General features: G+C 67.3%; 31 protein-coding genes. 16 read left to right on the top strand and 15 right to left on the bottom strand.

Going from position 1 to position 22,697, the window contains the following annotated elements; genetic code table 11:
• Window positions 1-6: 6 nt before the first annotated feature.
• Window positions 7-474, top strand: coding sequence for a surface-adhesin E family protein (locus OF829_RS15755; RefSeq protein WP_264941064.1), 468 nt, complete (start codon window positions 7-9; stop codon window positions 472-474).
• Window positions 475-542: 68 nt separating this feature from the next.
• Complete coding sequence (locus OF829_RS15750; RefSeq protein ID WP_264941063.1) at window positions 543-1,298, top strand: class I SAM-dependent methyltransferase; 756 nt, start codon at window positions 543-545, stop codon at window positions 1,296-1,298.
• Window positions 1,299-1,338: 40 nt separating this feature from the next.
• Here the strand turns inward: OF829_RS15750 and OF829_RS15745 are convergent, their stop codons facing one another.
• Window positions 1,339-1,620 (bottom strand): hypothetical protein, encoded by a 282-nt coding sequence (locus OF829_RS15745; protein WP_264941061.1) that lies wholly within the window; start codon window positions 1,618-1,620, stop codon window positions 1,339-1,341.
• Between the two features lie 149 nt (window positions 1,621-1,769).
• On the opposite strand from OF829_RS15745, the gene OF829_RS15740 reads away from it, so the two are divergent.
• Entirely contained in the window at window positions 1,770-2,204 is a 435-nt protein-coding gene (locus OF829_RS15740; protein ID WP_264941059.1) for a surface-adhesin E family protein, read from the top strand.
• 62 nt (window positions 2,205-2,266) lie between these two features.
• Here the strand turns inward: OF829_RS15740 and OF829_RS15735 are convergent, their stop codons facing one another.
• From OF829_RS15735 to OF829_RS15715, 5 genes are read right to left on the bottom strand one after another with little or no spacing between them, the layout of a single operon-like run.
• Window positions 2,267-2,833: a F0F1 ATP synthase subunit B family protein gene (locus OF829_RS15735; protein ID WP_264941058.1), complete on the bottom strand. Its 567-nt coding sequence runs from the start codon at window positions 2,831-2,833 to the stop codon at window positions 2,267-2,269.
• 11 nt (window positions 2,834-2,844) lie between these two features.
• On the bottom strand, window positions 2,845-3,330 hold the full coding sequence (locus OF829_RS15730; protein ID WP_264941057.1) for a F0F1 ATP synthase subunit B family protein: 486 nt from the start codon (window positions 3,328-3,330) through the stop codon (window positions 2,845-2,847).
• Between the two features lie 18 nt (window positions 3,331-3,348).
• A complete protein-coding gene (locus OF829_RS15725; protein ID WP_264941056.1) occupies window positions 3,349-3,573 on the bottom strand; it encodes an ATP synthase subunit c family protein in 225 nt (74 codons plus the stop codon).
• Window positions 3,574-3,601: 28 nt separating this feature from the next.
• Window positions 3,602-4,387, bottom strand: coding sequence for a F0F1 ATP synthase subunit A (locus tag OF829_RS15720; protein WP_264941054.1), 786 nt, complete (start codon window positions 4,385-4,387; stop codon window positions 3,602-3,604).
• A gap of 7 nt (window positions 4,388-4,394) precedes the next feature.
• The gene (locus OF829_RS15715; protein WP_264941053.1) at window positions 4,395-4,703 is read right to left on the bottom strand and encodes an AtpZ/AtpI family protein; all 309 of its coding nucleotides are present in this window, start codon (window positions 4,701-4,703) and stop codon (window positions 4,395-4,397) included.
• Between the two features lie 272 nt (window positions 4,704-4,975).
• On the opposite strand from OF829_RS15715, the gene radC reads away from it, so the two are divergent.
• The 5 genes from radC (at window position 4,976) to OF829_RS15690 (ending at window position 7,861) form a co-directional block, all read left to right on the top strand.
• Window positions 4,976-5,662, top strand: a complete 687-nt coding sequence (gene radC, locus OF829_RS15710; protein ID WP_264941052.1) for a RadC family protein — start codon at window positions 4,976-4,978, stop codon at window positions 5,660-5,662.
• Between the two features lie 66 nt (window positions 5,663-5,728).
• Complete coding sequence (locus OF829_RS15705; protein WP_264941051.1) at window positions 5,729-6,190, top strand: hypothetical protein; 462 nt, start codon at window positions 5,729-5,731, stop codon at window positions 6,188-6,190.
• A 14-nt stretch (window positions 6,191-6,204) separates the two neighbouring features.
• Window positions 6,205-6,648, top strand: a complete 444-nt coding sequence (locus tag OF829_RS15700) for a hypothetical protein (RefSeq protein WP_264941050.1) — start codon at window positions 6,205-6,207, stop codon at window positions 6,646-6,648.
• A gap of 21 nt (window positions 6,649-6,669) precedes the next feature.
• Window positions 6,670-7,167 (top strand): hypothetical protein, encoded by a 498-nt coding sequence (locus OF829_RS15695; RefSeq protein WP_264941049.1) that lies wholly within the window; start codon window positions 6,670-6,672, stop codon window positions 7,165-7,167.
• Window position 7,168: 1 nt separating this feature from the next.
• A complete protein-coding gene (locus OF829_RS15690; protein ID WP_264941048.1) occupies window positions 7,169-7,861 on the top strand; it encodes a hypothetical protein in 693 nt (230 codons plus the stop codon).
• Between the two features lie 60 nt (window positions 7,862-7,921).
• Here the strand turns inward: OF829_RS15690 and OF829_RS15685 are convergent, their stop codons facing one another.
• Window positions 7,922-8,329 carry an EF-hand domain-containing protein gene (locus tag OF829_RS15685; RefSeq protein WP_264941047.1) on the bottom strand — a complete coding sequence of 136 codons (408 nt, stop codon included), beginning with the start codon at window positions 8,327-8,329 and terminating at the stop codon, window positions 7,922-7,924.
• Between the two features lie 311 nt (window positions 8,330-8,640).
• On the opposite strand from OF829_RS15685, the gene OF829_RS15680 reads away from it, so the two are divergent.
• Genes OF829_RS15680 through OF829_RS15670 form a run of 3 tightly spaced genes read left to right on the top strand, consistent with a single transcriptional unit; the run spans window position 8,641 to window position 11,497 of the window.
• Window positions 8,641-9,252, top strand: coding sequence for a DUF1287 domain-containing protein (locus OF829_RS15680; RefSeq protein WP_264941046.1), 612 nt, complete (start codon window positions 8,641-8,643; stop codon window positions 9,250-9,252).
• Between the two features lie 44 nt (window positions 9,253-9,296).
• The gene (gene purB / locus OF829_RS15675) at window positions 9,297-10,607 is read left to right on the top strand and encodes an adenylosuccinate lyase (RefSeq protein ID WP_264941045.1); all 1,311 of its coding nucleotides are present in this window, start codon (window positions 9,297-9,299) and stop codon (window positions 10,605-10,607) included.
• 53 nt (window positions 10,608-10,660) lie between these two features.
• Entirely contained in the window at window positions 10,661-11,497 is an 837-nt protein-coding gene (locus OF829_RS15670; protein ID WP_264941044.1) for a peptidoglycan-binding domain-containing protein, read from the top strand.
• 91 nt (window positions 11,498-11,588) lie between these two features.
• On the opposite strand, the gene OF829_RS15665 is transcribed toward OF829_RS15670, so the two are convergent.
• Window positions 11,589-11,993, bottom strand: coding sequence for a glycine zipper 2TM domain-containing protein (locus tag OF829_RS15665; protein ID WP_264941043.1), 405 nt, complete (start codon window positions 11,991-11,993; stop codon window positions 11,589-11,591).
• A gap of 151 nt (window positions 11,994-12,144) precedes the next feature.
• Here OF829_RS15665 and OF829_RS15660 point away from each other — a divergent pair, with 151 nt between their 5' ends.
• Entirely contained in the window at window positions 12,145-12,810 is a 666-nt protein-coding gene (locus OF829_RS15660; protein ID WP_264941042.1) for a Fe2+-dependent dioxygenase, read from the top strand.
• A gap of 35 nt (window positions 12,811-12,845) precedes the next feature.
• Here the strand turns inward: OF829_RS15660 and dnaJ are convergent, their stop codons facing one another.
• Together dnaJ and dnaK are read right to left on the bottom strand one after the other, a co-directional pair.
• Entirely contained in the window at window positions 12,846-13,961 is a 1,116-nt protein-coding gene (dnaJ, locus tag OF829_RS15655; RefSeq protein ID WP_264941041.1) for a molecular chaperone DnaJ, read from the bottom strand.
• A 66-nt stretch (window positions 13,962-14,027) separates the two neighbouring features.
• Window positions 14,028-15,938 carry a molecular chaperone DnaK gene (gene dnaK, locus OF829_RS15650; protein WP_264941040.1) on the bottom strand — a complete coding sequence of 637 codons (1,911 nt, stop codon included), beginning with the start codon at window positions 15,936-15,938 and terminating at the stop codon, window positions 14,028-14,030.
• Window positions 15,939-16,093: 155 nt separating this feature from the next.
• Between dnaK and OF829_RS15645 the strand changes: the two genes are divergently transcribed.
• Window positions 16,094-16,534 carry a copper chaperone PCu(A)C gene (locus OF829_RS15645; RefSeq protein WP_264941039.1) on the top strand — a complete coding sequence of 147 codons (441 nt, stop codon included), beginning with the start codon at window positions 16,094-16,096 and terminating at the stop codon, window positions 16,532-16,534.
• Complete coding sequence (locus tag OF829_RS15640) at window positions 16,531-17,028, top strand: GNAT family N-acetyltransferase (protein ID WP_264941038.1); 498 nt, start codon at window positions 16,531-16,533, stop codon at window positions 17,026-17,028. Before OF829_RS15645 ends, OF829_RS15640 begins: the two co-directional genes overlap by 4 nt.
• Here OF829_RS15640 and OF829_RS15635 read toward each other — a convergent pair.
• Entirely contained in the window at window positions 17,025-17,612 is a 588-nt protein-coding gene (locus OF829_RS15635; RefSeq protein WP_264941037.1) for a hypothetical protein, read from the bottom strand. The two genes, OF829_RS15640 and OF829_RS15635, sit on opposite strands and share 4 nt — an antisense overlap.
• A gap of 96 nt (window positions 17,613-17,708) precedes the next feature.
• On the opposite strand from OF829_RS15635, the gene OF829_RS15630 reads away from it, so the two are divergent.
• On the top strand, window positions 17,709-18,227 hold the full coding sequence (locus OF829_RS15630) for a PH domain-containing protein (protein WP_264941036.1): 519 nt from the start codon (window positions 17,709-17,711) through the stop codon (window positions 18,225-18,227).
• Window positions 18,228-18,243: 16 nt separating this feature from the next.
• On the opposite strand, the gene OF829_RS15625 is transcribed toward OF829_RS15630, so the two are convergent.
• The gene (locus OF829_RS15625) at window positions 18,244-18,681 is read right to left on the bottom strand and encodes a hypothetical protein (RefSeq protein ID WP_264941035.1); all 438 of its coding nucleotides are present in this window, start codon (window positions 18,679-18,681) and stop codon (window positions 18,244-18,246) included.
• A gap of 82 nt (window positions 18,682-18,763) precedes the next feature.
• Between OF829_RS15625 and OF829_RS15620 the strand changes: the two genes are divergently transcribed.
• Window positions 18,764-19,213 (top strand): vgr related protein, encoded by a 450-nt coding sequence (locus OF829_RS15620; RefSeq protein WP_264941034.1) that lies wholly within the window; start codon window positions 18,764-18,766, stop codon window positions 19,211-19,213.
• A gap of 50 nt (window positions 19,214-19,263) precedes the next feature.
• Here OF829_RS15620 and OF829_RS15615 read toward each other — a convergent pair whose 3' ends face one another.
• From OF829_RS15615 to OF829_RS15605, 3 genes are all read right to left on the bottom strand, one after another.
• Window positions 19,264-20,823, bottom strand: coding sequence for a hypothetical protein (locus OF829_RS15615; protein WP_264941033.1), 1,560 nt, complete (start codon window positions 20,821-20,823; stop codon window positions 19,264-19,266).
• 217 nt (window positions 20,824-21,040) lie between these two features.
• Window positions 21,041-22,246, bottom strand: a complete 1,206-nt coding sequence (locus OF829_RS15610; protein ID WP_264941032.1) for a hypothetical protein — start codon at window positions 22,244-22,246, stop codon at window positions 21,041-21,043.
• Between the two features lie 2 nt (window positions 22,247-22,248).
• A complete protein-coding gene (locus OF829_RS15605) occupies window positions 22,249-22,575 on the bottom strand; it encodes a hypothetical protein (protein ID WP_264941031.1) in 327 nt (108 codons plus the stop codon).
• Between the last annotated feature and the right edge of the window lie 122 nt (window positions 22,576-22,697).

The following is a 22,697-nucleotide window of genomic DNA, read 5'->3' as shown; positions in this document are numbered from 1 at the left end:
CCGGCCATGATCCCGTTGCTTCTCGCCGCCGCCGCGTCAGTGCAGGCCCTTTCCCCCGCCATCGCCGCGCCGGCGTCCTTCGCGGCGACATCCGCCGAATCCTGGCAACTCGTGGCGCGCGGCTCCAACGAGATGATCTATATCGACGCCGCTTCGGTCGTACGGCGCGGCAACGCCGCTTACGCCGCCACGATGATGGCGCTGATCGATTTCGACAGCCTCGAGCTTTATTTCATGCGCGTCCAGATGGCGTTCGACTGCGCCGGGAGCACCTACCGGGTCGGCGAAATCCGCTATTATGCCCGGGACCGCACGCTGGCGAAAACCGAGCCGTCGAGCGCCGCCACGCCTTACAGGCTGCTCACGCCGGCCGACGCACTGACATATCCCCTGCTGAAATTCGCCTGCACGGGCGCGGGCGGGGAGCCCGTCGGCGATCCCTTCGTGGATGGCCCCGCGAGGCTCAGCATTTAGGCCCGGCCTTGAACGGTCGCAAACGCGGTGTAATAGTGCGGCAAAACACCCCCGGAGGAGAGTCGTTCATGAACCTGCTGGTTTCCGCCGCGCTGCTGGCGATCGCCACGCCCCTCGTCGCGCCGATCGTCGCGAATGCGCAGGTTGCCCCCGCCGTCGCCACCGCGCTCGCCGATCCGGGCCGCCCCGCCGACCAGCGCGCGCGCGATACGACGCGCCACCCGGGCGAGATCCTCACCTTCGCGGGCATCAAGCCGGGCGACAAGGTCGCCGACTTCCTGATGGGCGGCGGTTACTGGACGCGCATCCTCTCGCCGCTCGTCGGGACGAACGGCAAGGTCTATGCCTATCAGGCGGCCGAGTTCATCCAGTATCGCGCCGATTACGCGACCGAGCAGGATGCGGCGGTCAAGGGCTATGCCAATGTCGTCCCGCTGCGCATGAGCCTCGGCACGGTCGAGTTCGGCGAGCCGCTCGACGCGATCATCACCGTCCAGAATTATCACGACCTCCACCTCAAGTTCGCGCCGCCGGGCGCCGCGGCGTTCATCGCCGGGCGGCTGTTCGCGGCGCTCAAGCCCGGCGGGGTGCTGCTGGTCGTCGATCATGTCGCCAATGCCGATCCGGGCTTCGCGGTGCCCGACGCGCTCCACCGCATCGATCCCGCGGCGGCGCGCAAGGAGCTGGAGGGCGTGGGCTTCGTGTTCGACGGCGAGCTGGGCGTGCTCCGCAACCCGGCCGATCCGCATACCGCGATGGTGTTCGATCCCTCGATCCAGGGACATACCGACCAGTTCGTGTACCGGTTCCGCAAGCCGAAATGAACCTCCTCTCTCCATCCCCCTTCCTGCAAGGGAGGGGAGGTTAGGACGTGATCGCCACCAGCAAATTGGTCATCGGCATCGCCAATACCACCGGCGCGCTGATCAGCAGCCACCACGCCCCCGGCCCCTGGCGCCAGCGCGCGAACAGGATCGTCAGCACCCAGATGACGGCGAGCGCGCAGCCGCCGACGATCGCGTCGCCGTCATGATGGCCGTAAATGCCGCGCCGGGTGAGCGATGCCGCGCCGATCGTCAGCGCGACGACGACCACCTGCGTCAGCAGCCTCTCGATCTCGAGCATGACGGAACCGGGCTCGGCCATGACGGCGACCCTAGCCACAGAGTCCGTCCCTGTCGCAAGGGTCTTCCGCTCGGCGCCCCGCCATGGCACCATGTCCTTCGGATCCGGGGCGGGTTTCGAGGAACGCGCGATCATTAGCGCGGCCGCCCCGCGCTTGGAGGGAGATCGTCATGCGCCGTTTCATGCTCGCCGCAGCCGCGACCGTTCTGGTCGCCATTCCGGCCACCGCCATGGCCGCAACCTGGTACCGCTTCTACAGCGATTCGGACACGGCCTGGTATTTCGACGCCGATTCGATCCGCCGCAACGGCCAGTGGACCAGCGCCAACCAATATGCGGTCTATACCGTGGCTTCGGAGCGCACGGGCGTGAAGTCGGTCTCCGCGACGATCGAGATCAACTGCTCGACCCGCAAATACCGCCTCGCCCGCTTCGAGCCGTTCGACGCCAATGGCCAGTCGATGGGCGCGATGGACAATCCCGAGAATGGTACCGAGCATGACAATGTTCCCGGCTCGGCGAACGAGGCGGGCATGAAGTTCGTCTGCGACAATGCACGCAGCGGCGCGGTCCGGGTCTCGAGCCCGCTCGCCGACGGGCACTGATCCATCGCGATGATGCGATACGGGTCAAGGACCCCTACACGGACGCCGCGGGGAAATAGCCCCTAATTGACGCGGGCGAGGCCTGAGATCGTCTTGTCGACCAGCGGCTTGTCCGCCGCGGCGCCGTGCGTCTCGGCGATCAGCGAGGTCGCGGCACGGGCCGCGGCATCGGCAGCCCTGGCGCGGACCTCGGCGACCGCGCTGCGCTCGGCGGCGGCGATCTTGTCCTCGGCCATCTTGGCGCGGCGCTTGACCAGATCGGCGGCGTCAGCCTCGGCCTTCTTGACCAGGGCCGCGGCCTCCTGCTCGGCGTGCGCGACGATCGCGGCGGCGTCGCCCGCGCTCGCGGCGTTTCGCTTGTGCGCTTCGGCCAGCAGCGCCTCGGCCTCCTGGCGGATGGCATAGGCGCGGTCGAGCTCCTTGCGCGCCTCGGCGATGCGCCCGTCGAGCGCGTCGAGGATCTTGCGCGGCGCCTTGGCCACGAAGACCGCGATCAGCAGGAAGATGGTGAGGCCGACATAGACCCAGCCCTCGGCGCTCAGGCCGAGCAGGGTGGGACCATGATCCTCATGGGCCGGGCCGCCATCGACTTCGGTATTGGCGGTGGTCGCTTCGCCGTGCTGGGCCATCTTCTACGTCCTCAGGCCAGCGCGGAGCGCGCGGCGGCGTTCGCCTGCGCCCCCGCCGGCCGCTTGCCGGTGAGCTTCTCGACGATGTCGGCGGCGGCATCCGCCGCGACACCCTCGATCTCGCCCATCGCCCTGGCGCGCGCGGCCGAGAGGGCGGCTTCCGCCGCCTCGGCCTCGGCCGCGAGCTTCTCGTTCGCCTTGGCGAGCTTCTTCTCGATCGCCTTGGCGGATTTGACGCGCGATGCCGTCAGGCTGGCGCGCGCCGCTTCCTGCGCCGCCGCCACGCCCGCATCATAGTCCGCCGCGAGCCGGTCCGCCGAGGCCTTGGCCTTTTCGGCGGTGTCCAGATCGCTGGCCACCTGATCCTCGCGCGCCTGCATCACCTTGCCGACCTTGGGCAAAGTGAGGCGGACCACGCCGAAGTAGAGGACCGCGAAGATGATCGCGAGCCACGCTACCTGCGGGATGAAGACGGTGCCGAAGTCGAACTGAGGCATGGCGGTGCGCCGTTTCTCTTACGAGAAGGCGAGCGCGAGCGCGACGACCGCCGCGATCAGGCCGAGCGCTTCGGTCACCGCGAAGCCGAAGATCAGGCGACCGCCCATCTTGGCATCGGCTTCCGGATTGCGCAGCGCGCCCTGGAGATACATGCCGAAGATCGTGCCCACGCCGATCGCGGCGAGACCCGCACCGATCGCCGCGAGACCCGCACCGATCTTGGCTGCCATTGCTACGTCCATGATATTCCCTTCCGTTGGATAGTGTCGTTTAATGAAGATTGACGGCGTCGTTGAGATACAGCGACGCCAGCAGCGCGAAAACATAGGCCTGAACCACCGCGATCAGCACCTCGAGCGCCGAAAGCGCGATGTTCACGCCGAGCGGCAGGATGCCGAACACATAGGGCAACGCCCCGAACGACCCCAGCGAGACCACGAAGGTGCCGAACACCTTCAGCAGCACATGGCCCGCGGTCATGTTCGCGAACAGTCGGATGCCGAGGGTGAAGGGGCGGCTGAGAAAGCTCAGAAATTCGATGAGGAACACGAAAATACCGAGGAGCAGCTTCATGGTGATCGCGATCGGCGACCCCTGAAAGACCGGATCGCCCTTCGGCCAGAACAGGCTGAAGAAGTGCAGCCCATGGCGCGCGAAGCCGACGAAGCAGACCACCACGAAGACGAGCGCGGCGAGGCCGAGCGTCACCGAGATATGGCTGGTCGGGGTGAAGGTGCCGACCCAGGGGATCAACCCCAGCAGGTTGCACGCGAGCACGAAGATGAAGATCGAGAAGATCAACGGCGCATAGCGGCGCCCCTCGGGCCCGACATTCTCGTCGAGCATCTTGCGCACGAAATCGTAGAGATATTCGACCGCCGCCTGCGCGCGCGTCGGCACCAGTTGGGGGCGCGCGGTGCCGATGAAGAGGAAGATCGAGATCCCGGCCAGCGCTACCAGCATCCAGAAGGACGAGTTGGTGAGCGACACGTCGTACCCGGCCACTTCGAGCGGGACGATCTTCTTGATCTCGAACTGTTCCATCGGGCCGGGCATGTGCGTCTTACTTCTCGTTACCGGTGGAGGGATCGGCGTCGAACTGCGCCGAAGTCTTCTGCGCGCGATAGACGCCGGCGATGAAGCCGAGCACCAGCAGCGCGATCATCGCCCAGGGGCGCGTGCCGAGCCCGGCATAGCTGTCGATCAGCCAGCCGAGAAAGCCCGAGACGAGCGTGGTGCCGACGAATTCGATGCCGACCGCCCAGCCGCGGCTCTCGGCCTGGCCCTGCGCGTTCGAAATCCCGCGCACGCTCGCTGCCTTCGCATCGGCGATGCGGCGGTCGAGGTCGTCAGGATTGCGGTCGTCGGACAAGGCTCTCAGGCGATCCAGATATGAAAAAAGCCGCCGCGCTAGCAGGCGGCGACACCGAGCATCGCTGGCCGAGGCCGCGACGCGAGGGCGCTTTAGGAAGGGGGGGCGTTCGAGTCAACACCGCCATGTTGCGGCGCGGCGTATCCGCCCGCTCCCTTCGCGGTCACCCCGGGCTTGATCCGGGGTCCCGCTGCCTTGCGCGAAGAAGAAGAAGCGGGATGCCGGATCAAGTCCGGCATGACGAACGGGGATTTGCGGGTATAGTCGACGGGATGCCCTCCACCCCTCCCCCCGACAATAGCGGCCATCGCGCGCGCCTGCGCCAGCGGTTGTTCGCGGGCGGGCCCGACGCGCTTCACGATCACGAACTCGTCGAATATCTCCTCGCGCTTGCCATCCCCCGCCGCGACACCAAGCCGCTCGCCAAGGCGCTGCTCAAGGAGTTCGGCGGGATCGCCGGCCTGCTCACCGCCGATGCCGAGCGGATCGCGGCATTCCCGGGCATGGGCGAGACCAGCGCCGCCGCGATCAAGACCGCGCATGCCGCTGCACTCCGCCTCACCCAGGCGAGCATCAAGGAACAGCCGGTGCTCGCCAATTGGCAGGCGCTGCTCGACTATCTGCGCGCCGACATGGCGCACCAGCTGATCGAGCGCGTCCGCGTGCTCCACCTCAATTCGCGCAACATGCTGATCCGCGACGAGCTGATGAGCGAGGGCTCGATCGACGAGGCCGCGCTCTATGTCCGCGAGGTGATCCGCCGCGCGATCGATCTCGGATCGGCCGCGATCATTCTCGTCCATAATCATCCGAGCGGCGATCCCGCCCCCAGCCGCGCCGATATCGACCTCACCCGCCGCGTCCAGGAGGCCGGCAAGAAGCTCGGCATCGCGCTCCACGATCACATCATCATCGGGCAGGAAGGCCATGCCAGCCTGCGCGCGATGGGATTGATCTGAGGATGTGCCCGGCGCTTGCCCCCCGCGCCGCTCTCCCTTAGCCTCCCGCCCCAGAGGAGACCGACGATGCTCAAAACCGTTCTCACCGCCGCCGCCCTGCTCGCCGCCACCGGCGCGCATGCGCAAAGGGCCGACGAATTCCGCGTGGTCGGCGCGAGCGACAATGCCGCGGTGATGGCCTCGACGCTGATCACCGGACCGCGCAACGAGCGCCGTATGGTCGAGCTGCTGGTCCCCTATGAGCGCTCCGATACCGGCGCCGACGCCTATCATATCGAGAGCGTCATGGACTGCACCGCGGGCACGCTCGCGATCGGCGACGTCAAAGTCTATCAGGACGACCGCGTCATCGCCGAGGTCCCGCGCCAGGAGGGCAATGTGAGCAAGCCCGAGCCGGGATCGCTCGCCGCGCAGGTCCTCGCCTATGGCTGCAGCGGCGAGGCCGATGCCGGCGAGGCGGGCAAGGCGCGGCTGAACGGCGTGCCGGCCGCGATCGCCTATGGCCGGAGCTTGCACAACAAGCCCTGAGCAAGGAGTATCGCGTGATCAAATCCATCGCCGCCGCGGCCGCGCTGATCGTCACCCTCACCGGGGCGGCGCAGCAGGACGGCACGCGCTATCGCCTGTTGGGCAAGGTCAATGGCGCAGCGGTGATGGCGACCGAGGCGACCGGGCCGCAAAATGCGCGCCGGCTCGACGTGGTGGTCGCCACCCCCGGACCCTCGCTCCCCGGCGGCGCCGACAATGCCGAGTTCGGAATGATCGTCGATTGCGCGGCGCATACCGCGGCGATCGACGGCGCCGCCACCTTTCTTGGCGACAACGAGCAGAACCGGGTCGCGGCGAAGACCCAGCCCCAGGCGATCAATGCGGGATCGACGAACGAACTCATCTATACCGCCGCGTGCAGCGCGACGCCCGCCAACCCGAGCTGGGTGACCGGCCACGCCAAGGCGCGCGCGTTCGCGCGATCGCAGACCAAATGACCTCGAACACGGGAGCGAACGATGCGCGGAACCATCCTCGGCTATGACGCGGCCAGCGGCACCGGCGCGATCAACGATCTGTCGGGCGGACGGCTGAAATTCACCCGCGATGCCTGGCGCAGCCCCGGCGAGCCGGTCGCGGGGCGGCTGGTCGATTTCGAGGTGGCCGAGGGCGAGGCGACCGAGATCTTCCTCGTCCCGGGCAGCGGCGGCGTCTCGCTCGATTTCTCGGGCGACGATCCCGCCCGCACCGCGATGACAGCGGGTATCGTCTCGCTCGTCTGTGCGGTGGCCTCGTTCATCGTGCCGTTCGTCGGCCCCTTCACCCTGGTCGTGTCGATCTTCTTCGGCATCAAGGGCAAGAATCTGGGCCGCGAGCTGCCCGACAAGACCGCCTATTATCTCAGCATCGCGGGGCTCGTGATCTCGGGGATCGCGCTCGCGATCGTGCTGCTCGCGCTCGTCGCCTGCGCGGGCGTCATCGGCGTGGTCGGCCTCAGCTCCGCCACCTGGAACTGAGATGAAGCCCTTTCTCCTCGCCGCCGCCCTGCTCGCGCCGCTCGCCGCACTCCCTGCCGAGGCGCAGAAGAAGGGGAATGCCGCCCAGACGATGGAGGACGGCTCGCGCTTCTGCGAGATCGACGGCGTCGTGCTGCGCGAGCAGACCAGCGGCGGCTATGTGCTCAATTTCTACCTGCTGATGCCGGGCAATCTCGGGCAGGGGCGCTTCGATCGCCCCGGCATGTTCGGCGGCATCGAACCGCGGGTCGTGCTCTTCTACAGCGGCCTGCCCGACGCGCAGGGCAAGGTGAGCCAGGGCGTCCACGCCTTTGCGGTCACGGGCACGCTCGGCGACTATGCGTTGGGCGATTTCGCGCGCGACGATCTGCGTATCGTCATCGACGCGGGCAGTTTCCGCACCCCGCCGCTCAAGCTCTCGGTCAGCGCCGACAGTGAGACGCGGGTGACCGGCACCGTGGTCGAGCCCGGCGCAAAATATGACGCGAGCGATTCCGAACTGCCGCGCGCCGAGATCGGCGGGCTTGCCGACGCGGCGCTCTCGCGCGGCGCGACGCTGATCCTCTACCGCGGCGAGCGCGAGATCGCGCGGATCCCGGTCCCCGCCGGCACCATCGCCGAGACGCACAAGCGCGCGCTCGACTGGGCCGAAGCTGCCTATCCGTTGCTCAAACAGGGCAAATGCCCCGATTGACCACGCGCAACGGTCGCCGGATCTTCGATCCGGCGACCGCCACGGGAGCCGATCTGCGTATCAGGCGGCGGGCCTCGGGGTCAGGAAGCTGGTCAGTTCGGTCGCGTTGACCGACGCATTCTTGTCGGCATCCGCCTGGGTGAAGGCGGCGGTAACCCACGCCTTGCCCTCGGGCGAATCCGCCACGAAGGTCGGCTGCGCGCGGACACGGAGCGCGATCATCCATGCGCCGAACTCGGCCTGGTCCAGCGACCCGTTGCCGTCCTTGTCATAGCTCGCAAATTCGCTGTTCACGATCTGCGCGACCTGGGCTTCCTGGCTCGCAGGCTGAGCGGCGGGAGCCGGCTGCGCGGGGGGCCTCGCCTGCGCGGCCTCGGCGGCGGGCGCCGGTGTGGCGGCAGCGGTCGTGGGCTTGGGCACTTCGGCCGGCTGCGGCGCATCCTGCGCAGGAGAAACAGGCTCGGTCACAGGCTTCTGATCCTGAGTCTGCGTATCGGCGGGGGGAGTCGTTTCCTGCGCGAGCGCAGGCGAGGCAATACACATGGTAGTTGCCAGAAGAACATATCTCAGCATCTTGACCTCTCTTCGGCTGATGACCCAGGATAAACTTCGCGATCGATGGGTCCACCGGGTTGTTCATTCCCCCCAAGAACCGATGATCTATTGATCATGTTCCCTTGATCTGGGGCAAGAAACACAGCTTGCCTCAGACGAGCGCCGCCTCATCGCAATTCGATTGCCGTGTGTTCCCCGCGCCACGGCATGTTAGCATCGCCGCCGTGACCGCCCTCGACCGCCGCACCCTGATCCTCGCGCTTGGCGCCGGCCTGGCCGGTTGCCGCGGTGCCGCGTCGGCGCCGGTCGCCAAACCGACCACCAAGGCGGGCCAACTCATCGCCGCCGCGCGCAAGCAGGTGGGCGTCACGCTCCATTACGACAGCGCCTATACCAGCCTCCCCTTCCCGAACGGCGATGTCCCGCGCGAAAAGGGGGTGTGCACCGATGTCGTGATCCGCGCCTATCGCGACGCTTTCGGGCTCGACCTCCAGCGCCTCGTCAACGAGGACATGCGCGCGGCCTTCGCCGCCTATCCGCGCAAATGGGGCCTGAGCGCGCCCGACCGCAATATCGACCATCGCCGCGTGCCCAATCTGCGCACCTGGCTCGCCCGCCACCATGCCGAGCTGCCGATCCCGCGCGACGGGACCGGATGGCAGCCCGGCGACATCTTCACCTCTGCCGTCTCGGGCACCGGCACGCATATCGGCATCGTCTCGGACAAGCCGGGCCGCGCCTCGCCCCAGATCATCCACAATATCGGCGGCGGCACGCGCGAAGAGGATGCGCTGCTCGACTGGCCGATCACGGGGCGATACCGCTGGCAGGTCTAGAGATCGCTTGCTAGGGCCCGCGCGACTCTCCCGAAAGGCTATCGATGGTCCCCCGCTATTCCCGCCCCGAAATGACCGCGATCTGGTCGCCCGAGACGCGCTTCAGGATCTGGTTCGAGATCGAGGCGCACGCGACCGACGCGCTCGCCGAGCTGGGGGTGGTACCGAAGAGCGCGGCCAGGGCGCTGTGGGACTGGTGGGCGACCGAGCCAACGATCGACGTGGCGGCGATCGACGCGATCGAGGCGGTGACCAAGCATGACGTGATCGCCTTCCTCACCTGGGTCGCCGAGAATGTCGGCGACGAGGCGCGCTTCATGCACCAGGGCATGACCAGCTCGGACGTGCTCGACACCTGCCTCGCGGTCCAGCTCGCCCGCGCCAGCGACATCCTCCTCGCCGATCTCGATAAGCTGCTCGACGTGCTCAAGCGCCGAGCGATCGAGCACAAGCTCACCCCGACGATCGGCCGCAGCCACGGCATTCATGCCGAGCCCGTCACCTTCGGCCTCAAGCTCGCCGAAGCCTATGCCGAGTTCGACCGCGCGAAGAAGCGGCTGATGGCGGCGCGCGAGGACATCGCCACCTGCGCGATCAGCGGCGCGGTCGGCACCTTCGCCAATATCGATCCGCGGGTCGAGCAGCATGTCGCGGACAAGCTCGGCCTGGCGGTCGAGCCGGTCTCGACCCAGGTCATCCCGCGCGACCGCCACGCGATGTTCTTCGCGACCCTCGGCGTGATCGCCTCGTCGATCGAGCGGCTCGCGACCGAAGTCCGCCACCTCCAGCGCACCGAAGTGCTCGAGGCCGAGGAATATTTCTCGCCCGGGCAGAAGGGCTCGTCGGCGATGCCGCACAAGCGCAACCCGGTGCTGACCGAGAACCTCACCGGCCTCGCCCGCATGGTCCGCAGCGCGGCGATCCCGGCGATGGAGAATGTGGCACTCTGGCACGAGCGCGACATCAGCCACTCGTCGGTCGAGCGCTATATCGGCCCCGATGCGACCATCACGCTCGATTTCGCCCTCGCCCGCCTCACCGGCGTGATCGACAAATTGCTCGTCTACCCGGCGCGGATGCAGAAGAATCTCGACCGGATGGGCGGCCTCGTCCATTCGCAGCGCGTGCTGCTCGCGCTCACCCAGGCCGGGGTCAGCCGCGAGGACAGCTACCGCCTCGTCCAGCGCAACGCGATGAAGGTGTGGGAGAGCGACGGCGCGCTGTCGCTGCTCGAGCTGCTCAAGGGCGATCCCGAAGTGACGGCGGCGCTGCCCGCGGACCAGATCGAGCCGCTGTTCGACCTCGGCTATCACTACAAGCATGTCGACACGATCTTCGCGCGGGTGTTCGGCTAGCAATGTAGGAAAACGCCCGTTACCACTCCCTCCATCACACAGGAGGGCAAGTCATGGCGGCGATCAGCGGGTCGGTGGGCAGCGGCGGCGTCAATAACCAGGCCGATGTGCTGCTCGTCGAGCAGCTCCTGAACAAGTATCTGGCCGCGCAGGGCGAGCCCCTGCTTGCCGCTGACGGCGTGATTAGCATCGACACGATCCTCACCATCCAGGCCTATCAGCACCAGATCGTCGGGCTCAGCAGTCCCGACGGCAAGATTGATCCCGGCGGGCGAACCTGGAAGGCGCTCGACGCCGGCGCCGGTTTCACCCCCGCCCCGACTCCCGCGCCCGGCGCATCCAATCTCAGCGGCGCGGCCTGGTGGCATGCCAATGAGGGCAAATATCCGACGAGCCATTCGGTCGACGACCTCGTCAAACCCTTTCGCGACAATGCCGCCGCCTTCATCAAGGCGCTCAAGGATGCGGGCGCGAGCGTGTCGATCGGGGCGACCTATCGCCACCCGACGCGCGCCCATCTGATGCATTATTGCGTGAGGGTCGCGAACGGCGACATCGCCCCGAACAAGGTCCCCGCGGTCGCCGGCTGCGACATCCAATGGGATCACGGCAATCTCGCCGCGTCGAAACAGGGGGCGCAGGAGATGGCGACGCTGTTCGACATCGCCTTCCCCGCCTCGCTTACCTCGCTCCACATCTTCGGCCGCGCGATCGACATGACGATCGGCTGGAACGGCACGCTCGCGATCAAGGACGCCGCGGGCAAGACCCAGAATATCGGCGCGCCCCGCAGCGGCAACACCAACACCGCGCTCCACAAGGTCGGTGCGAGCTACAAGGTGATCAAGCTGGCGAGCGACCCGCCGCACTGGAGCGACAACGGGCATTGATAAATCCTCCTGGGAACGGGCAGGCTCCACAAGGCGAAAGGGCCCGGCGGTCTCCCGCCGGGCCCTCCCGATCGTGGCTGCTCGTCGCGCCTCAGCGGCAGCGATAGCGGCCATTGTTCCGGTTATTGTCCTTCTCGATCGCGTTGCCGATCAGGCCGCCCACGACCGCGCCGAGCAGGGTGCCGGCGGTGCGGTCACCACGGGTGTCGATCGTGCGGCCGACCAGCGCGCCGCCCACGGCACCGATCAGCAGGCCGGTCGAGCCATCCGAACGGCGGCAGCGATACTGGCCGCGATTGTCGCGCCAGGTGCGGCCGGTGTAATAGCCGCCGCGGTCATATTCATTGTAGCGGCGGTCCCGATAATGCCGGTCCTGATAGCTGCGCTCATAGCGGCCCTGATCCTGATAGCCGTAGCGCTGCGCGGAAGCCGGAGCCGCCGCCATGGTGGGAACCGCGACCGCAAGGGCCGTGAGGCCGATAAGGGTCTTTCTCATATCACTTACTCCTCTGTGGCCCGGCGTTTTCGCCGCGTCTGAGGATAGGTCTAGGCGATTCGGCTTGAGCCGATCCTGAACCCGATTGGCAGCTTACGTTCACGTAAAGTGACAGCTAGGCAGGGCAGCGCGGCGTTGATACCATCGCGCCATGTTCCGAAGCATCCCGGATGTCCTGACCCCCACCGAACTTGCCCAGCTCCGCGCGATCGCCGCGCGCGCGAGTTTCGTCGATGGCAAGCTCACCGCCGCGGGATCACCCCACAAGAACAACCTCCAGGTCGGTGACCGCGCTATCCACGGGCAGGTTTCGCAATTCATCGCCGACGCGCTGTTCCGCAGCGACGCTTTCCGCACCTTCGCCTTTCCCAAGACGATGATGCCGCCGCTGCTCACTCGCTACGATGCGGGCATGGCTTACGGTGTCCACGTCGATTCGGCCTATATGCCGGTGGGCGACCGCATGCTGCGCAGCGACGTTTCGTGCACCGTCTTCATCAGCGACGCGAGCGACTATGAAGGCGGCGAGCTGCGCATCCGGCTCGGCACGTCGGACGTCGCGATCAAGGGCAAGGCCGGCAGCGCGATCCTCTATCCCTCCTCGACGCTCCACCAGGTCGATCCGGTCATCTCGGGCTCGCGGCTGATCGCGCTCACCTTCATCGAGAGCCGCATCGCCAATGCCGAGCACCGCGAATGGCTGTCCGAACTCAAGCAGGTCGGCGCGATCATGGCCGAGAAGATGGACGTCGAAACCTACACAAGGCTCCAGCGCGTGGAGGAGAATCTGCTGCGCTACTGGGGGGATGCGGACTGAGGCTTCTAACTCCCCTCCCCGCAAGGGAGGGGAATTTAGCCCAAAGCCGACTTGATCTTTGCGAAGAAGCCCTGGCTCTGCGGGCACTCGTCCCCCGTCTCGGTCGCGCGGAATTCTTCGAGCAGCTCCCGCTGCTTCGCGGTCAGCTTGGTCGGCATCTCGACGACGATATGCACCACCAGGTCGCCATGCCCGCGCCCCTGGAGCACCGGCATGCCCGCGCCGCGATGACGGACCTCGCGGCCCGATTGGGTTCCCGGGCTGATCTTGATCGGATGCAGCGCGCCGTCGAGCCCCGGAATGTCGATCGCCCCGCCCAACGCCGCCGTGGTGAAGCTGATCGGCGCGCGCGCGTGGAGCGTGGTGCCCTCGCGCGTATAGATCGGGTGCTTGGCGACATGGATGAAGACGTAGAGGTCGCCCGGCGGCGCGCCACGCGGCCCCGCCTCGCCCTCGCCCGTCAGGCGGATGCGCGTGCCTTCATCGACGCCCGGGGGCACGTTGATGCTGAGCGTCTTGGTCTTGTCGACGCGCCCGTCGCCGCGGCAGCGCGAGCACGGGTCCTGGATCGTCTCGCCCGCGCCCATGCAGGCCGGGCAGGTCCGCTCGACCATGAAGAAGCCCTGCTGCGCGCGCACCTTGCCATGGCCGTTGCACTGGTGACAGGTCTTCGCCTTGGTCCCCGGGGTCGCGCCGGTGCCGTCGCACGTGTCGCACTGCCCGGCGACATCGACGGTGATCTCGGTCTTCTTGCCGTGGAACGCGTCCTCTAATCGGATCTCCATGTCGTAGCGCAGATCCGCGCCGCGCCGCTGCTGGCGCTGGCCGCCGCGCCCGCCCATGAACTCGCCGAACACGCTTTCGAAGATATCGCTGAACGCGCCGAAATCCTGCGGACCGCCGCCCCCGCCGCCCATGCCCTGCTTGAACGCGGCATGGCCGAACCGGTCATAGGCGGCGCGCTTCTGCGGGTCCTTCAGGCATTCATAGGCTTCGCTGACGGCCTTGAACTTGGCCTCATGGTCCTTGCAGCCCCCATTCTTGTCGGGGTGATACTGCATCGCGAGCTTGCGGTACGCGGATTTGAGCGTCGCCTCGTCGGCAGTCCGCTCGACCTGCAACAGCTCGTAGAAATCGACTTCGGTGGTCATTCACTCGGCCCCCGCCCCTCATCCCCGCGCTTGGCATAGCCCGAAGCGCGGGAAGAGTGCATCCGCTTACGCCTTGTTGTCGTCGACTTCGGAAAATTCCGCGTCGACCACTTCCTCAGCCGGACCGGCCTCCTCCGCAGCGCCGCCGGCAGAGGGCGAAGCCTCGGCCTGCTGCTGCTTGTCATAGATCGCCTGACCCAGCTTCATCGCCACCTGGGCGAGGTTCTGCGCCTTGGCCTGCATCTCGTCGGCGTCGCCGCCCTCGACCGCGGCCTTGGCCTCGTCGACCGCAGCCTGGATCTCGGCCTTGAGGCCGTCATCGATCTTGTCGCCATTCTCCGCGAGCTGACGCTCGGTCGTGTGGATCAGGCTCTCGGCATTGTTCTTGGCCTCGGCCGCGGCACGGCGGACCTTGTCCTCCTCGGCGAACTTCTCGGCATCGCGGACCATCTGGTCGATGTCCGCCTCGCTGAGCCCGCCCGAAGCCTGGATGCGGATCTGCTGCTCCTTGCCGGTGCCCTTGTCGCGCGCCGAGACGTTGACGATGCCGTTGGCGTCGATGTCGAAGGTGACCTCGATCTGCGGCACGCCGCGCGGCGCCGGGGGAATACCGACCAGGTCGAACTGGCCGAGCATCTTGTTGTCCGCCGCCATCTCGCGCTCGCCCTGGAAGACGCGGATGGTCACGGCCTGCTGATTGTCATCGGCAGTCGAGTAGACCTGGCTCTTCTTGGTCGGGATCGTGGTGTTGCGGTCGATCATGCGGGTGAACACGCCGCCCAGCGTCTCGATGCCCAGCGACAGCGGGGTGACGTCGAGCAGCAGCACGTCCTTGACGTCGCCCTGGAGCACGCCCGCCTGGATCGCGGCGCCGATCGCAACCACCTCATCGGGGTTCACGCCGGTGTGCGGCTCCTTGCCGAAGAACTCCTTCACGATCTGGCGCACCTTGGGCATGCGCGTCATGCCGCCGACAAGGACGACCTCGTCGATCTGCGCGGCCTTGACGCCCGCATCGGCCAGCGCCTTGCGGCACGGCTCGAGCGTGCGCTGGATCAGATCCTCGACCAGGCGCTCCAGCTCGGCGCGGTTCAGCGTCTTCACCAGATGCTTCGGCCCATTGGCGTCGGCGGTGATGAAGGGCAGGTTCACCTCGGTGGTCTGCGCGCTCGAAAGCTCGATCTTGGCCTTCTCCGCGGCTTCCTTGAGCCGCTGCAGCGCCAGCTTGTCCTTGGTGAGGTCGATGCCTTCCGCCTTGCGGAAATCCTCGGCCAGATAGGTCACGATCTTGGCGTCGAAATCCTCGCCGCCCAGGAAGGTGTCGCCGTTGGTCGCCTTCACCTCGAACACGCCGTCACCGATCTCGAGCACCGAAATGTCGAACGTGCCGCCGCCAAGGTCATAGACCGCGATGGTCTTGCCGTCATTCTTCTCGAGGCCATAGGCGAGCGCGGCCGCAGTCGGCTCGTTGATGATGCGCAGCACTTCGAGGCCCGCGATCTTGCCGGCATCCTTGGTCGCCTGGCGCTGCGCGTCGTTGAAATAGGCGGGCACGGTGATGACGGCCTGCGTCACGGTCTCGCCGAGATAGGACTCCGCCGTCTCCTTCATCTTCTGAAGGATGAAGGCCGAAATCTGCGACGGCGAATAGCTCTCGCCGCCAGCCTGCACCCAGGCGTCGCCGTTGCTGCCCTTGACGATCGAATAAGGCACCAGCTCGGTGTCCTTCTTGGTGATCGGATCGTCGAAGCGGCGCCCGATCAGGCGCTTCACCGCGAATACGGTGCTTTCGGGGTTGGTCACCGCCTGGCGCTTGGCCGGCTGGCCGATCAGCCGCTCGCCATCCTTGGCGAAGGCGACGATGGAGGGCGTCGTCCGCGCGCCCTCGACATTCTCGATCACCTTGGGCTTGCCGCCCTCCATCACCGCAACGCAGCTGTTGGTCGTACCCAGATCGATCCCGATAACTTTTGCCATGGTCCCTCGTCGGCCCCTCGTTCGAAAATTCAGACTAAGCCCGGGCCCCAAAAGAGGCGACCCGAAGCGGTTTCGGCACCGGATATAGGTGGCCTCCCGCTTGCCGCAAGATTTGAGCGCATCTAGGGGTTTTCCCGAATTGGGAGACGCGTGAAATGCGGGCGTTTGGAGCGATTGCGGCGATGGCGATGCTGGCGGGCTGCCAGCAGGCGCCCAGGGATGTGAGCGTGGACGGCGCCTGGGTCCGGCTCCCCGCGGTCGCCGGCAATCCGGGCGCGGCCTATTTTGCCCTCCATGGCGGCAGCAAGGACGCGATCCTCCTCGCCGTCATGGCCAAATTCGCGGTCCGCGCCGAGCTGCACGAGAGCATGGAGGGTCATGCCGGCATGACGAGCATGGCCCCGGTCAGGCAGGTCGCCGTGCCCGCCGGCGCCACCGTCACCTTCGCTCCCGGCGGCAAGCACGTCATGCTGTTCGACGTCTCCCCGAGCCTCAAGCCCGGCGAAAAGGCCCCGGTGACGCTCAGCTTCGCCGACGGCAAGACGGTCGAGGTCCAGGCGATTATCGTCGGCGCGGGCGATCCGGCGCCGAAATGATCGCGGTCCGTCGCCTGACGGCTGATGACTGGCGGGCCAATCGCGAGATCCGCCTCGAGGCACTCGCCGAATTCCCCGGCAACTACTTCACCTCGCTCGCCGAAGCCGAGGCGCGCAGCGACGAGAAATGGCGCGCGATGCTCGCCGATCCGAAGATGGCGATCTTCGGCCTGTACGACGGCGACGCTCTCGCCGGCCTCGCCGCCATCTATATCGCCGACGAGGACCCGAGCGGCCGCACCGCAGGTTTCGCCATGTCATACATCCGTCCCGTCTGGCGCGGGCACGGCCATGCCGCGACGCTCCACCGGGCCCGGCTCGACTGGGCCCGCGCGAACGGCATGGCGCGCGTCATCGTCAGCCACCGTGCCTCGAACGAACCCTCGCGCCGCGCGATCGAACGCAGCGGCTTCACCCGCACCGGCGCCACGCTCCACCGCTGGCCCGACGGGATCGAGGAAGACAATGTCGAATATGAGCTGCGGCTGGGTTAGCCCACCCGCTCCATCCGCCACTTACGGAAGGCCTGCACCGCCGAGAGCCCGCCCAGGAATATGGCCGGCAGCCACCATAGCCGTCCCCAGCCGTGCCACACATCGTATTTGATCGCTTTGAGCCCGGTTATCCCGAAGCCGAAGATCGCCGCCATCGCGAACGTGCCATAGCTGATCGAGCTCAGCGTCATCCGACGGCCTTCGTCGCGCGTCAGCGGCTCGCCCTCGGCGACGCGTTGTGCCAGCGCCCGCGCCGGTGCGCCATAAATCCGGCGCACGGCCCAGACGACACCGACGATGAATATGATCGCCGCGCCGGCCATTCCCAGCCCCATCATGACGGGGTCGGCGCCATCGTCCAGACCGCCCAGGGCGATCACCAGCGCCAGCAGCAGCACCACGGAAACCGTCATCACCGCAATCAGTACTTTATAGCTCCGCCGGAAACCGGCGACGAACATGTCGCGCTCAGCGGCGGTTACGCGGATCGGCGCGCCCCGCAGATTCCTGCGATAAATAAAGTCGGAGCCCTTACGCTCGAACTGGTCGGCAAAGGTCGAGGTGACATAGTCTGAGCTGGACATGGCCCCACTCTATCGCCCCCGCCGCCCCGATCAACGCCGCTATCTCCACCGCCCCCGCCCCGCTATGATCGTGTCATCATCAGGAGGGCCCGCCGCATGATCGACCGTTTCCGTTCTTCCACCTGGGGCTGGCTGCGCGGCACGCTCGCGGGCTGGGGCACGCTGTTGCTGATCGCCACGGGGCTGATCCTGACGCTCTGGGCGCTCGCCAAGGGTACGCTGATCGACTGGGCCTGGCTGTTCCCGCTGATGCTGCTCGCGGGCCTCGGCATCGCCGCGTGGAAATGGATCGGCAATCTCGCCACCACCTATGAGCTCACCGCCGACCGGCTGATCCTGCACAAGGGTATCCTGGCCAAGTCGATCGACGAGATCGAGCTTTACCGCGTCAAGGATGTCCGCATCGATTTCACCATCGTCAACCAGATGGCGGATATCGGCCGCATCACCATCACCTCGTCCGACGAGACCACCCGCGACGCCCCGCTCGCGATCCGCGACGTGCCCCAGGCCCGCGCCCGCCGCGAGAAACTGCGCGAACTGGTCGATGCGGCCCGCCGCCAGCGCGGGGTGCGCGAGATCGACATGGTGCAGGAGGGGCTGGGGGAACCCTGAGGTTCGCCCGCCCGCCCTACTTCAGCAGCGCGCGGATCGTGGGGACCGGATCGCCCGCGCCATAGCTTTTATGGGCATCCTCGGCCTTGGGATCGAACTGGCAGACATAGTCGAACAGGATCGCATGGCTCCCGCCAATCCCTTCCTGCCAGTCTTCCATGCCCGTCGTCTCCTTCGGGCCGTCGCCTTCCATCAGCCAGCCCGAGGTCGGGCGCAGCCTTTTGCTGGCGCAATCGAACTCGACATCGGCGTTGAGCACCAGACTGCCCCCGATCAGATAGAGCGTGGCAAAGGCGCTATCGCCCTCGCGGCGGATCGAATCGCGGTCGATCAGATAATAGGCGCTGTCGCCCGCGGCGCTGGTCGCGGTGCTGATCTCGCGCCAGTCGGTCGCCGCCGCCGGAGCCGCCGCGAGGAGCGCCGCCGCTACGGCCATGAAGGGTAGCAATCGCATCAACGTTCCTCCGGATTTCCTTGTGACCCTGGCTGCCTGAACCGAAGCTGTCGGTGCCCGCCGCATCGCGATAAGAGGCGTCATGGCCGGCCGCCCCCTCATCCCTTCCGAGACCGCGCTCGCCCGCACCGTCTTCGGCGACGCGATCGACTATGCCCGGGTGCGGCTCCACAACCGCAAATGGGCCTTCTTCCAGCCGCGCCACATCACCATGGCGCCGATGGGCCATATCCATTTCCACCCCGAGGGCGGCCGTTACCGCGAGGATTTCGCCGATGCGCCGCTGAGTGCCCAGGCGCTCCTCATCCATGAGATGGTGCATGTCTGGCAGCACCAGCGGGGCATCTTTCTGCCGCTGCGCCGCCTGCCCTGGGCGCGCTACGATTATCGCTTCGTGCGCGGCAAACCCCTCGCCCGTTACGGCATCGAGCAGCAGGCGATGCTCGTCCAGCACGCCTTTCTGATGCGCGCGGGCGTGGCGGTGCCCGAAGCCCCGCCGCTGGCCGAGATCGAGGCGATCCTGCCCTTCTGAGCCCGCGCCGCTCGCCGCCCATGCCCCCCCGGACATGGGCGGCGCCCCCGTCAATCGTCCCCGATGCGCGACGACGAATTGACGTGCGCGGGCGGCGGCGGGGGAGGCGGAGGAGCTGGCGACGGCGGCGGGCTATAGCTCGGCGGCGGAGGCGGCGGGCTATAGCTCGGCGGTGGCGATGGAGGCGGCGAGTAGCTGGGCGGCGGGGGCGGCGAGTAACTCGGCGCAGGCGGCGGCGTATAGCTGGGAGCCGGCGGCGAATAGCTCGGCGCGGGCGGCGTATAGCTTGGCACCTCGCGCACCCGCACGGGCTGCGAATCGGGCGGGCGATAGCTGGGCCGCGGCCGCGAATCATCGTCGCCGGAACGGGTACGCGGCGACGGCCCGTCGCCGCGTACCGGACGTGAGATGGGCGCGGGCGGCGCCATCGGCACATCGGGCGCGACCGTCACCGGCTGCGGATCGGACGCCCCCGTCACCGCCGGCATCGGCTGCGGACGATATCCCGGCTGACGCTCGGGCCGCGGCCGGTCGCCATTCTCCGCCGAGCCGGGGCGCGGCATCGGGCGTGCGGCCGGCGGCTCGCCCGCAGTGGCGGGGGCAGCGGGCTGCTGCCGCACCGGCCGTCCGCGCACGCCCACCGGCGCGGCGCCGGGCGCGATCCCCAGATCGGGCTGGAGCCCCGCCTCGCCGGCTTCGAGCGGCCGATCGTTGCGCGGCCCATTCTCGCCGCGACCGGGGCGTCCCGGACGATCGGCCATGCCCTGCCCGATCCCGGGACCGTTGGGCCGCCCGATCCAGTTCGCAGGCGGCGTCGCGGCCGGCATCGGCGTCCCGGCGGGCGGCGCGGTCAGATTGCCCGGCGGACGCCCATGGAACCCGCCCTCGCCCCAGCGGCGGAAGCGGTCGCCCTGGTCGGCGCGGCGCTGGCGCTCCTGGCCCCAATGCTGCTGGCGGACGCGGCCCGCGACGCTCTCGCGGATCCGCCGCCAGCCATCGTGCCGCCGCCGCCCTTCGTCCCAGCACCGGCGCCAGTCCCACCACAAATAGCTGGTGTCGAGCCAGGCGACCGTCTGGACCGCCCGCCGCTCCTGGCTCGCGATCAGGGTGCGCTTGAGCATCCGCCCGTGCTGATATCCGGACATGGCGGCATAGAGCCAGCCCTGCGCCGTCTCGCGATCGAGCACATCGCCCTCGGGCCCATAGACCACCGCGACCGCACCATCGAGGAAGCCGAAGCTCATCTCGGGATCGCGCACGAGGAAGGGCGTGTCCGATCCGCCCTCGAAATAATAGCTGTGCAGTCCGTCGGGCCGGTTCTCGACCAGCATCAGCGATCCGTCGCTGAAGGTCCACGCCCAGGGCTCGCTCCCGCCCGCGTAAAAGGCGAAGTCGGGCGGCGCCTCGCCGATCGCCTGCGAAAGCGCGTCGGCGCGGTCGATCCATTCGTAATTCTCGAAGCCCGCGATGTTCGCCCAGACCGGCGGCGGGGCATAGTCGCTGGTGGTCTCGACCGTCCCGGCCATCTCGACGCACCCGCCCAGCGCCAATGCGGCGGCCAGCGCGGCCACGCCGCTCAGCAACCTTGCCCGTCCTGCCCTCAACCGCATCGTCTCTCTCCCTCTCGACCGCTGCCCTCGATCGCTGATGCGCAGGATTTCGTTTCGACGCTGAACAGAAGATGACTGCGCGCATGCGATATCGCGGCGCGCCAGGCATTTAGGCAAGGGGCGGCGCGCGAAAACGCAATCTCCCCCGGGGGATGGGTACCCCAGGGGAGACGCCGAAGGCGCGGACCGGGTCGAAGGGCCCGTGCCGGTGGGCGGGTTAGAAGCCGAACTGGTCGAAGGACTTGACCATGAACACGCCGAAGGTCGTGTTCGGCTTGGCTGGCGTGCTGCCAACCGGTGCGTTGGGGCGCGATTCCCAGGTGAACCGTACGCCGCCGCGGAAGCCGCCATCGTCGTTGGTCAGAAAATAGACCGGCACCTGGACGCCCCACAGCTTGTCCTGGAAGTCATAGGCGACCTTGATCTCGACCATTGGCGCCACGCCGCCCACCCGGATCGGCGCCACCACGAAGCGAGTGAGCGCGAAGGCGCTGTGGTCAATGTCGGGCGTGGGCAGGTCGAAAATCTCCGACCGGCAGCCGGTGGTCGATCCCGCGGGGCAGACAATGCGCTTCTCGGGATCCGAATAGTCGCGGCGGTATTGATAGCCCGCGCCGACAAACAGGCCGGTATTGCCGAAACTGATGCCGCCGGCGACGTTGACCGCCACCGAGGTCCGATCGGTGCTGCGTTCCGCGAAATTTGCGGGATCGAACGAATCATAGGCGCGCTTGCCCACCGAGCCGGTGACGTTCAGCAGATAGACCGGGGCGCGAAGCTTTTCCCGACGGAACGCAAGAATCTGATCGACCTGGGCCCTTGCCTGCTCATCATTCTGGGTGATGCCCACAAGCTGGGCCCTAGTGAATTCGCTTGGCTCGACCATATCGACGCAGATCGAATTGACGACTGCCATCCGGGCCGCGTCGTCCTGCCATTGCCGCGTCAATGCGGGGCACCGGCGATGGAGCAGCCGGTTGGCGGTGTCCTGCGCATCCGAGGGACCAAAGTGCGTGCTGATCAGAGAATAGCTCAGGCTTGCGGAATATTTGTCCGAAAGCCCCTGGTCCGCGACGGTAGTGTTCCTTTCGCCGCCTAATGCGGCGCCAAGTGCGGCGCCCAGCGGGACCTTTACCGTGACGTTCAGCGCGGATTCGACCCCGCCGCGAAAGCCCTGCGAGGTGGGGGCGAGGGTCAGCGCAAGCACATTGTCGTCTGTCGATGCGGTAATCGCGTAGCGCTCGCGCGGGATGCCGGCACTCGCCTCGCCTTCCGGCGCGGTCAGAAGACGCGCATGGCCGCGCTTGACCTCAGGAAGCGCCTGCGACTCGGGAAGGTCCGCCGATGCGGCGCCCTGGGCCTGTGCGACGACGGGGATGAGAACGGCCGTACAGGCCGTCAGCAGGAGGAAGGTGGTACGCACGCTCAGCCTCCGATCACGGGCAAATAGCCCCTGCCCTCGGTCCGCCTGCGATCGCCGGGAACGGGGATGGAATTGCCGACAGTGATGGAACCGGTGGCCGCTCGACCGCTCTGGCCGTCCGCCCGCCAGTCGACCACGATCTTGTCGTTGATCGTGCCGGTCAGCTCCCATGCCACCGTATAGTCGGCCGTCGGATCGACCGCGTCGGTCGTCGCGTCGCCATTCTCGTCGAACGTCAACCGGATCCTGGCATGGATCTGGCTGTTCCTCAGCTCCACGGTGGCGTCCGTGCCGTCGGGCGTGGTCATATGAAAATTGACGGTCGTCATTGCCCTGACTCCTCCAGTTGGGATTGGAGCAAGCTAGGCGGCACGTAACGGGATGCGCGTGACGGCCATCACGCCATCGCAACAAATCTCACTCCGCACCCGCCCCGGGGTCACGCGCCGGA

This window comes from Sphingomonas caeni (genome assembly GCF_026013415.1).
Taxonomy (GTDB): Bacteria; Pseudomonadota; Alphaproteobacteria; order Sphingomonadales; family Sphingomonadaceae; genus Sphingomonas; species Sphingomonas caeni.
The sequence above is the reverse complement of the archived record's forward strand: the minus strand, read 5'-3'. Positions and strand labels throughout refer to the sequence as shown.

Coding starts and splice junctions, on each gene's coding strand:
- OF829_RS15625 (WP_264941035.1), bottom strand. CDS start 18,681: ATGCGATTGCTACCCTTCATGGCCGTAGCGGCGGCGCTCCTCGCGGCG.
- radC (WP_264941052.1), top strand. CDS start 4,976: ATGCCCTCCACCCCTCCCCCCGACAATAGCGGCCATCGCGCGCGCCTG.
- dnaK (WP_264941040.1), bottom strand. CDS start 15,938: ATGGCAAAAGTTATCGGGATCGATCTGGGTACGACCAACAGCTGCGTT.
- OF829_RS15720 (WP_264941054.1), bottom strand. CDS start 4,387: ATGCCCGGCCCGATGGAACAGTTCGAGATCAAGAAGATCGTCCCGCTC.
- OF829_RS15640 (WP_264941038.1), top strand. CDS start 16,531: ATGATCGCGGTCCGTCGCCTGACGGCTGATGACTGGCGGGCCAATCGC.
- OF829_RS15670 (WP_264941044.1), top strand. CDS start 10,661: ATGGCGGCGATCAGCGGGTCGGTGGGCAGCGGCGGCGTCAATAACCAG.
- OF829_RS15630 (WP_264941036.1), top strand. CDS start 17,709: ATGATCGACCGTTTCCGTTCTTCCACCTGGGGCTGGCTGCGCGGCACG.
- OF829_RS15620 (WP_264941034.1), top strand. CDS start 18,764: ATGGCCGGCCGCCCCCTCATCCCTTCCGAGACCGCGCTCGCCCGCACC.
- OF829_RS15695 (WP_264941049.1), top strand. CDS start 6,670: ATGCGCGGAACCATCCTCGGCTATGACGCGGCCAGCGGCACCGGCGCG.
- OF829_RS15705 (WP_264941051.1), top strand. CDS start 5,729: ATGCTCAAAACCGTTCTCACCGCCGCCGCCCTGCTCGCCGCCACCGGC.
- OF829_RS15750 (WP_264941063.1), top strand. CDS start 543: ATGAACCTGCTGGTTTCCGCCGCGCTGCTGGCGATCGCCACGCCCCTC.
- OF829_RS15740 (WP_264941059.1), top strand. CDS start 1,770: ATGCGCCGTTTCATGCTCGCCGCAGCCGCGACCGTTCTGGTCGCCATT.
- OF829_RS15645 (WP_264941039.1), top strand. CDS start 16,094: ATGCGGGCGTTTGGAGCGATTGCGGCGATGGCGATGCTGGCGGGCTGC.
- OF829_RS15660 (WP_264941042.1), top strand. CDS start 12,145: ATGTTCCGAAGCATCCCGGATGTCCTGACCCCCACCGAACTTGCCCAG.
- OF829_RS15755 (WP_264941064.1), top strand. CDS start 7: ATGATCCCGTTGCTTCTCGCCGCCGCCGCGTCAGTGCAGGCCCTTTCC.
- OF829_RS15735 (WP_264941058.1), bottom strand. CDS start 2,833: ATGGCCCAGCACGGCGAAGCGACCACCGCCAATACCGAAGTCGATGGC.
- OF829_RS15690 (WP_264941048.1), top strand. CDS start 7,169: ATGAAGCCCTTTCTCCTCGCCGCCGCCCTGCTCGCGCCGCTCGCCGCA.
- OF829_RS15745 (WP_264941061.1), bottom strand. CDS start 1,620: ATGGCCGAGCCCGGTTCCGTCATGCTCGAGATCGAGAGGCTGCTGACG.
- OF829_RS15730 (WP_264941057.1), bottom strand. CDS start 3,330: ATGCCTCAGTTCGACTTCGGCACCGTCTTCATCCCGCAGGTAGCGTGG.
- dnaJ (WP_264941041.1), bottom strand. CDS start 13,961: ATGACCACCGAAGTCGATTTCTACGAGCTGTTGCAGGTCGAGCGGACT.
- OF829_RS15635 (WP_264941037.1), bottom strand. CDS start 17,612: ATGTCCAGCTCAGACTATGTCACCTCGACCTTTGCCGACCAGTTCGAG.
- OF829_RS15725 (WP_264941056.1), bottom strand. CDS start 3,573: ATGGACGTAGCAATGGCAGCCAAGATCGGTGCGGGTCTCGCGGCGATC.
- purB (WP_264941045.1), top strand. CDS start 9,297: ATGGTCCCCCGCTATTCCCGCCCCGAAATGACCGCGATCTGGTCGCCC.
- OF829_RS15605 (WP_264941031.1), bottom strand. CDS start 22,575: ATGACGACCGTCAATTTTCATATGACCACGCCCGACGGCACGGACGCC.
- OF829_RS15665 (WP_264941043.1), bottom strand. CDS start 11,993: ATGAGAAAGACCCTTATCGGCCTCACGGCCCTTGCGGTCGCGGTTCCC.
- OF829_RS15615 (WP_264941033.1), bottom strand. CDS start 20,823: ATGCGGTTGAGGGCAGGACGGGCAAGGTTGCTGAGCGGCGTGGCCGCG.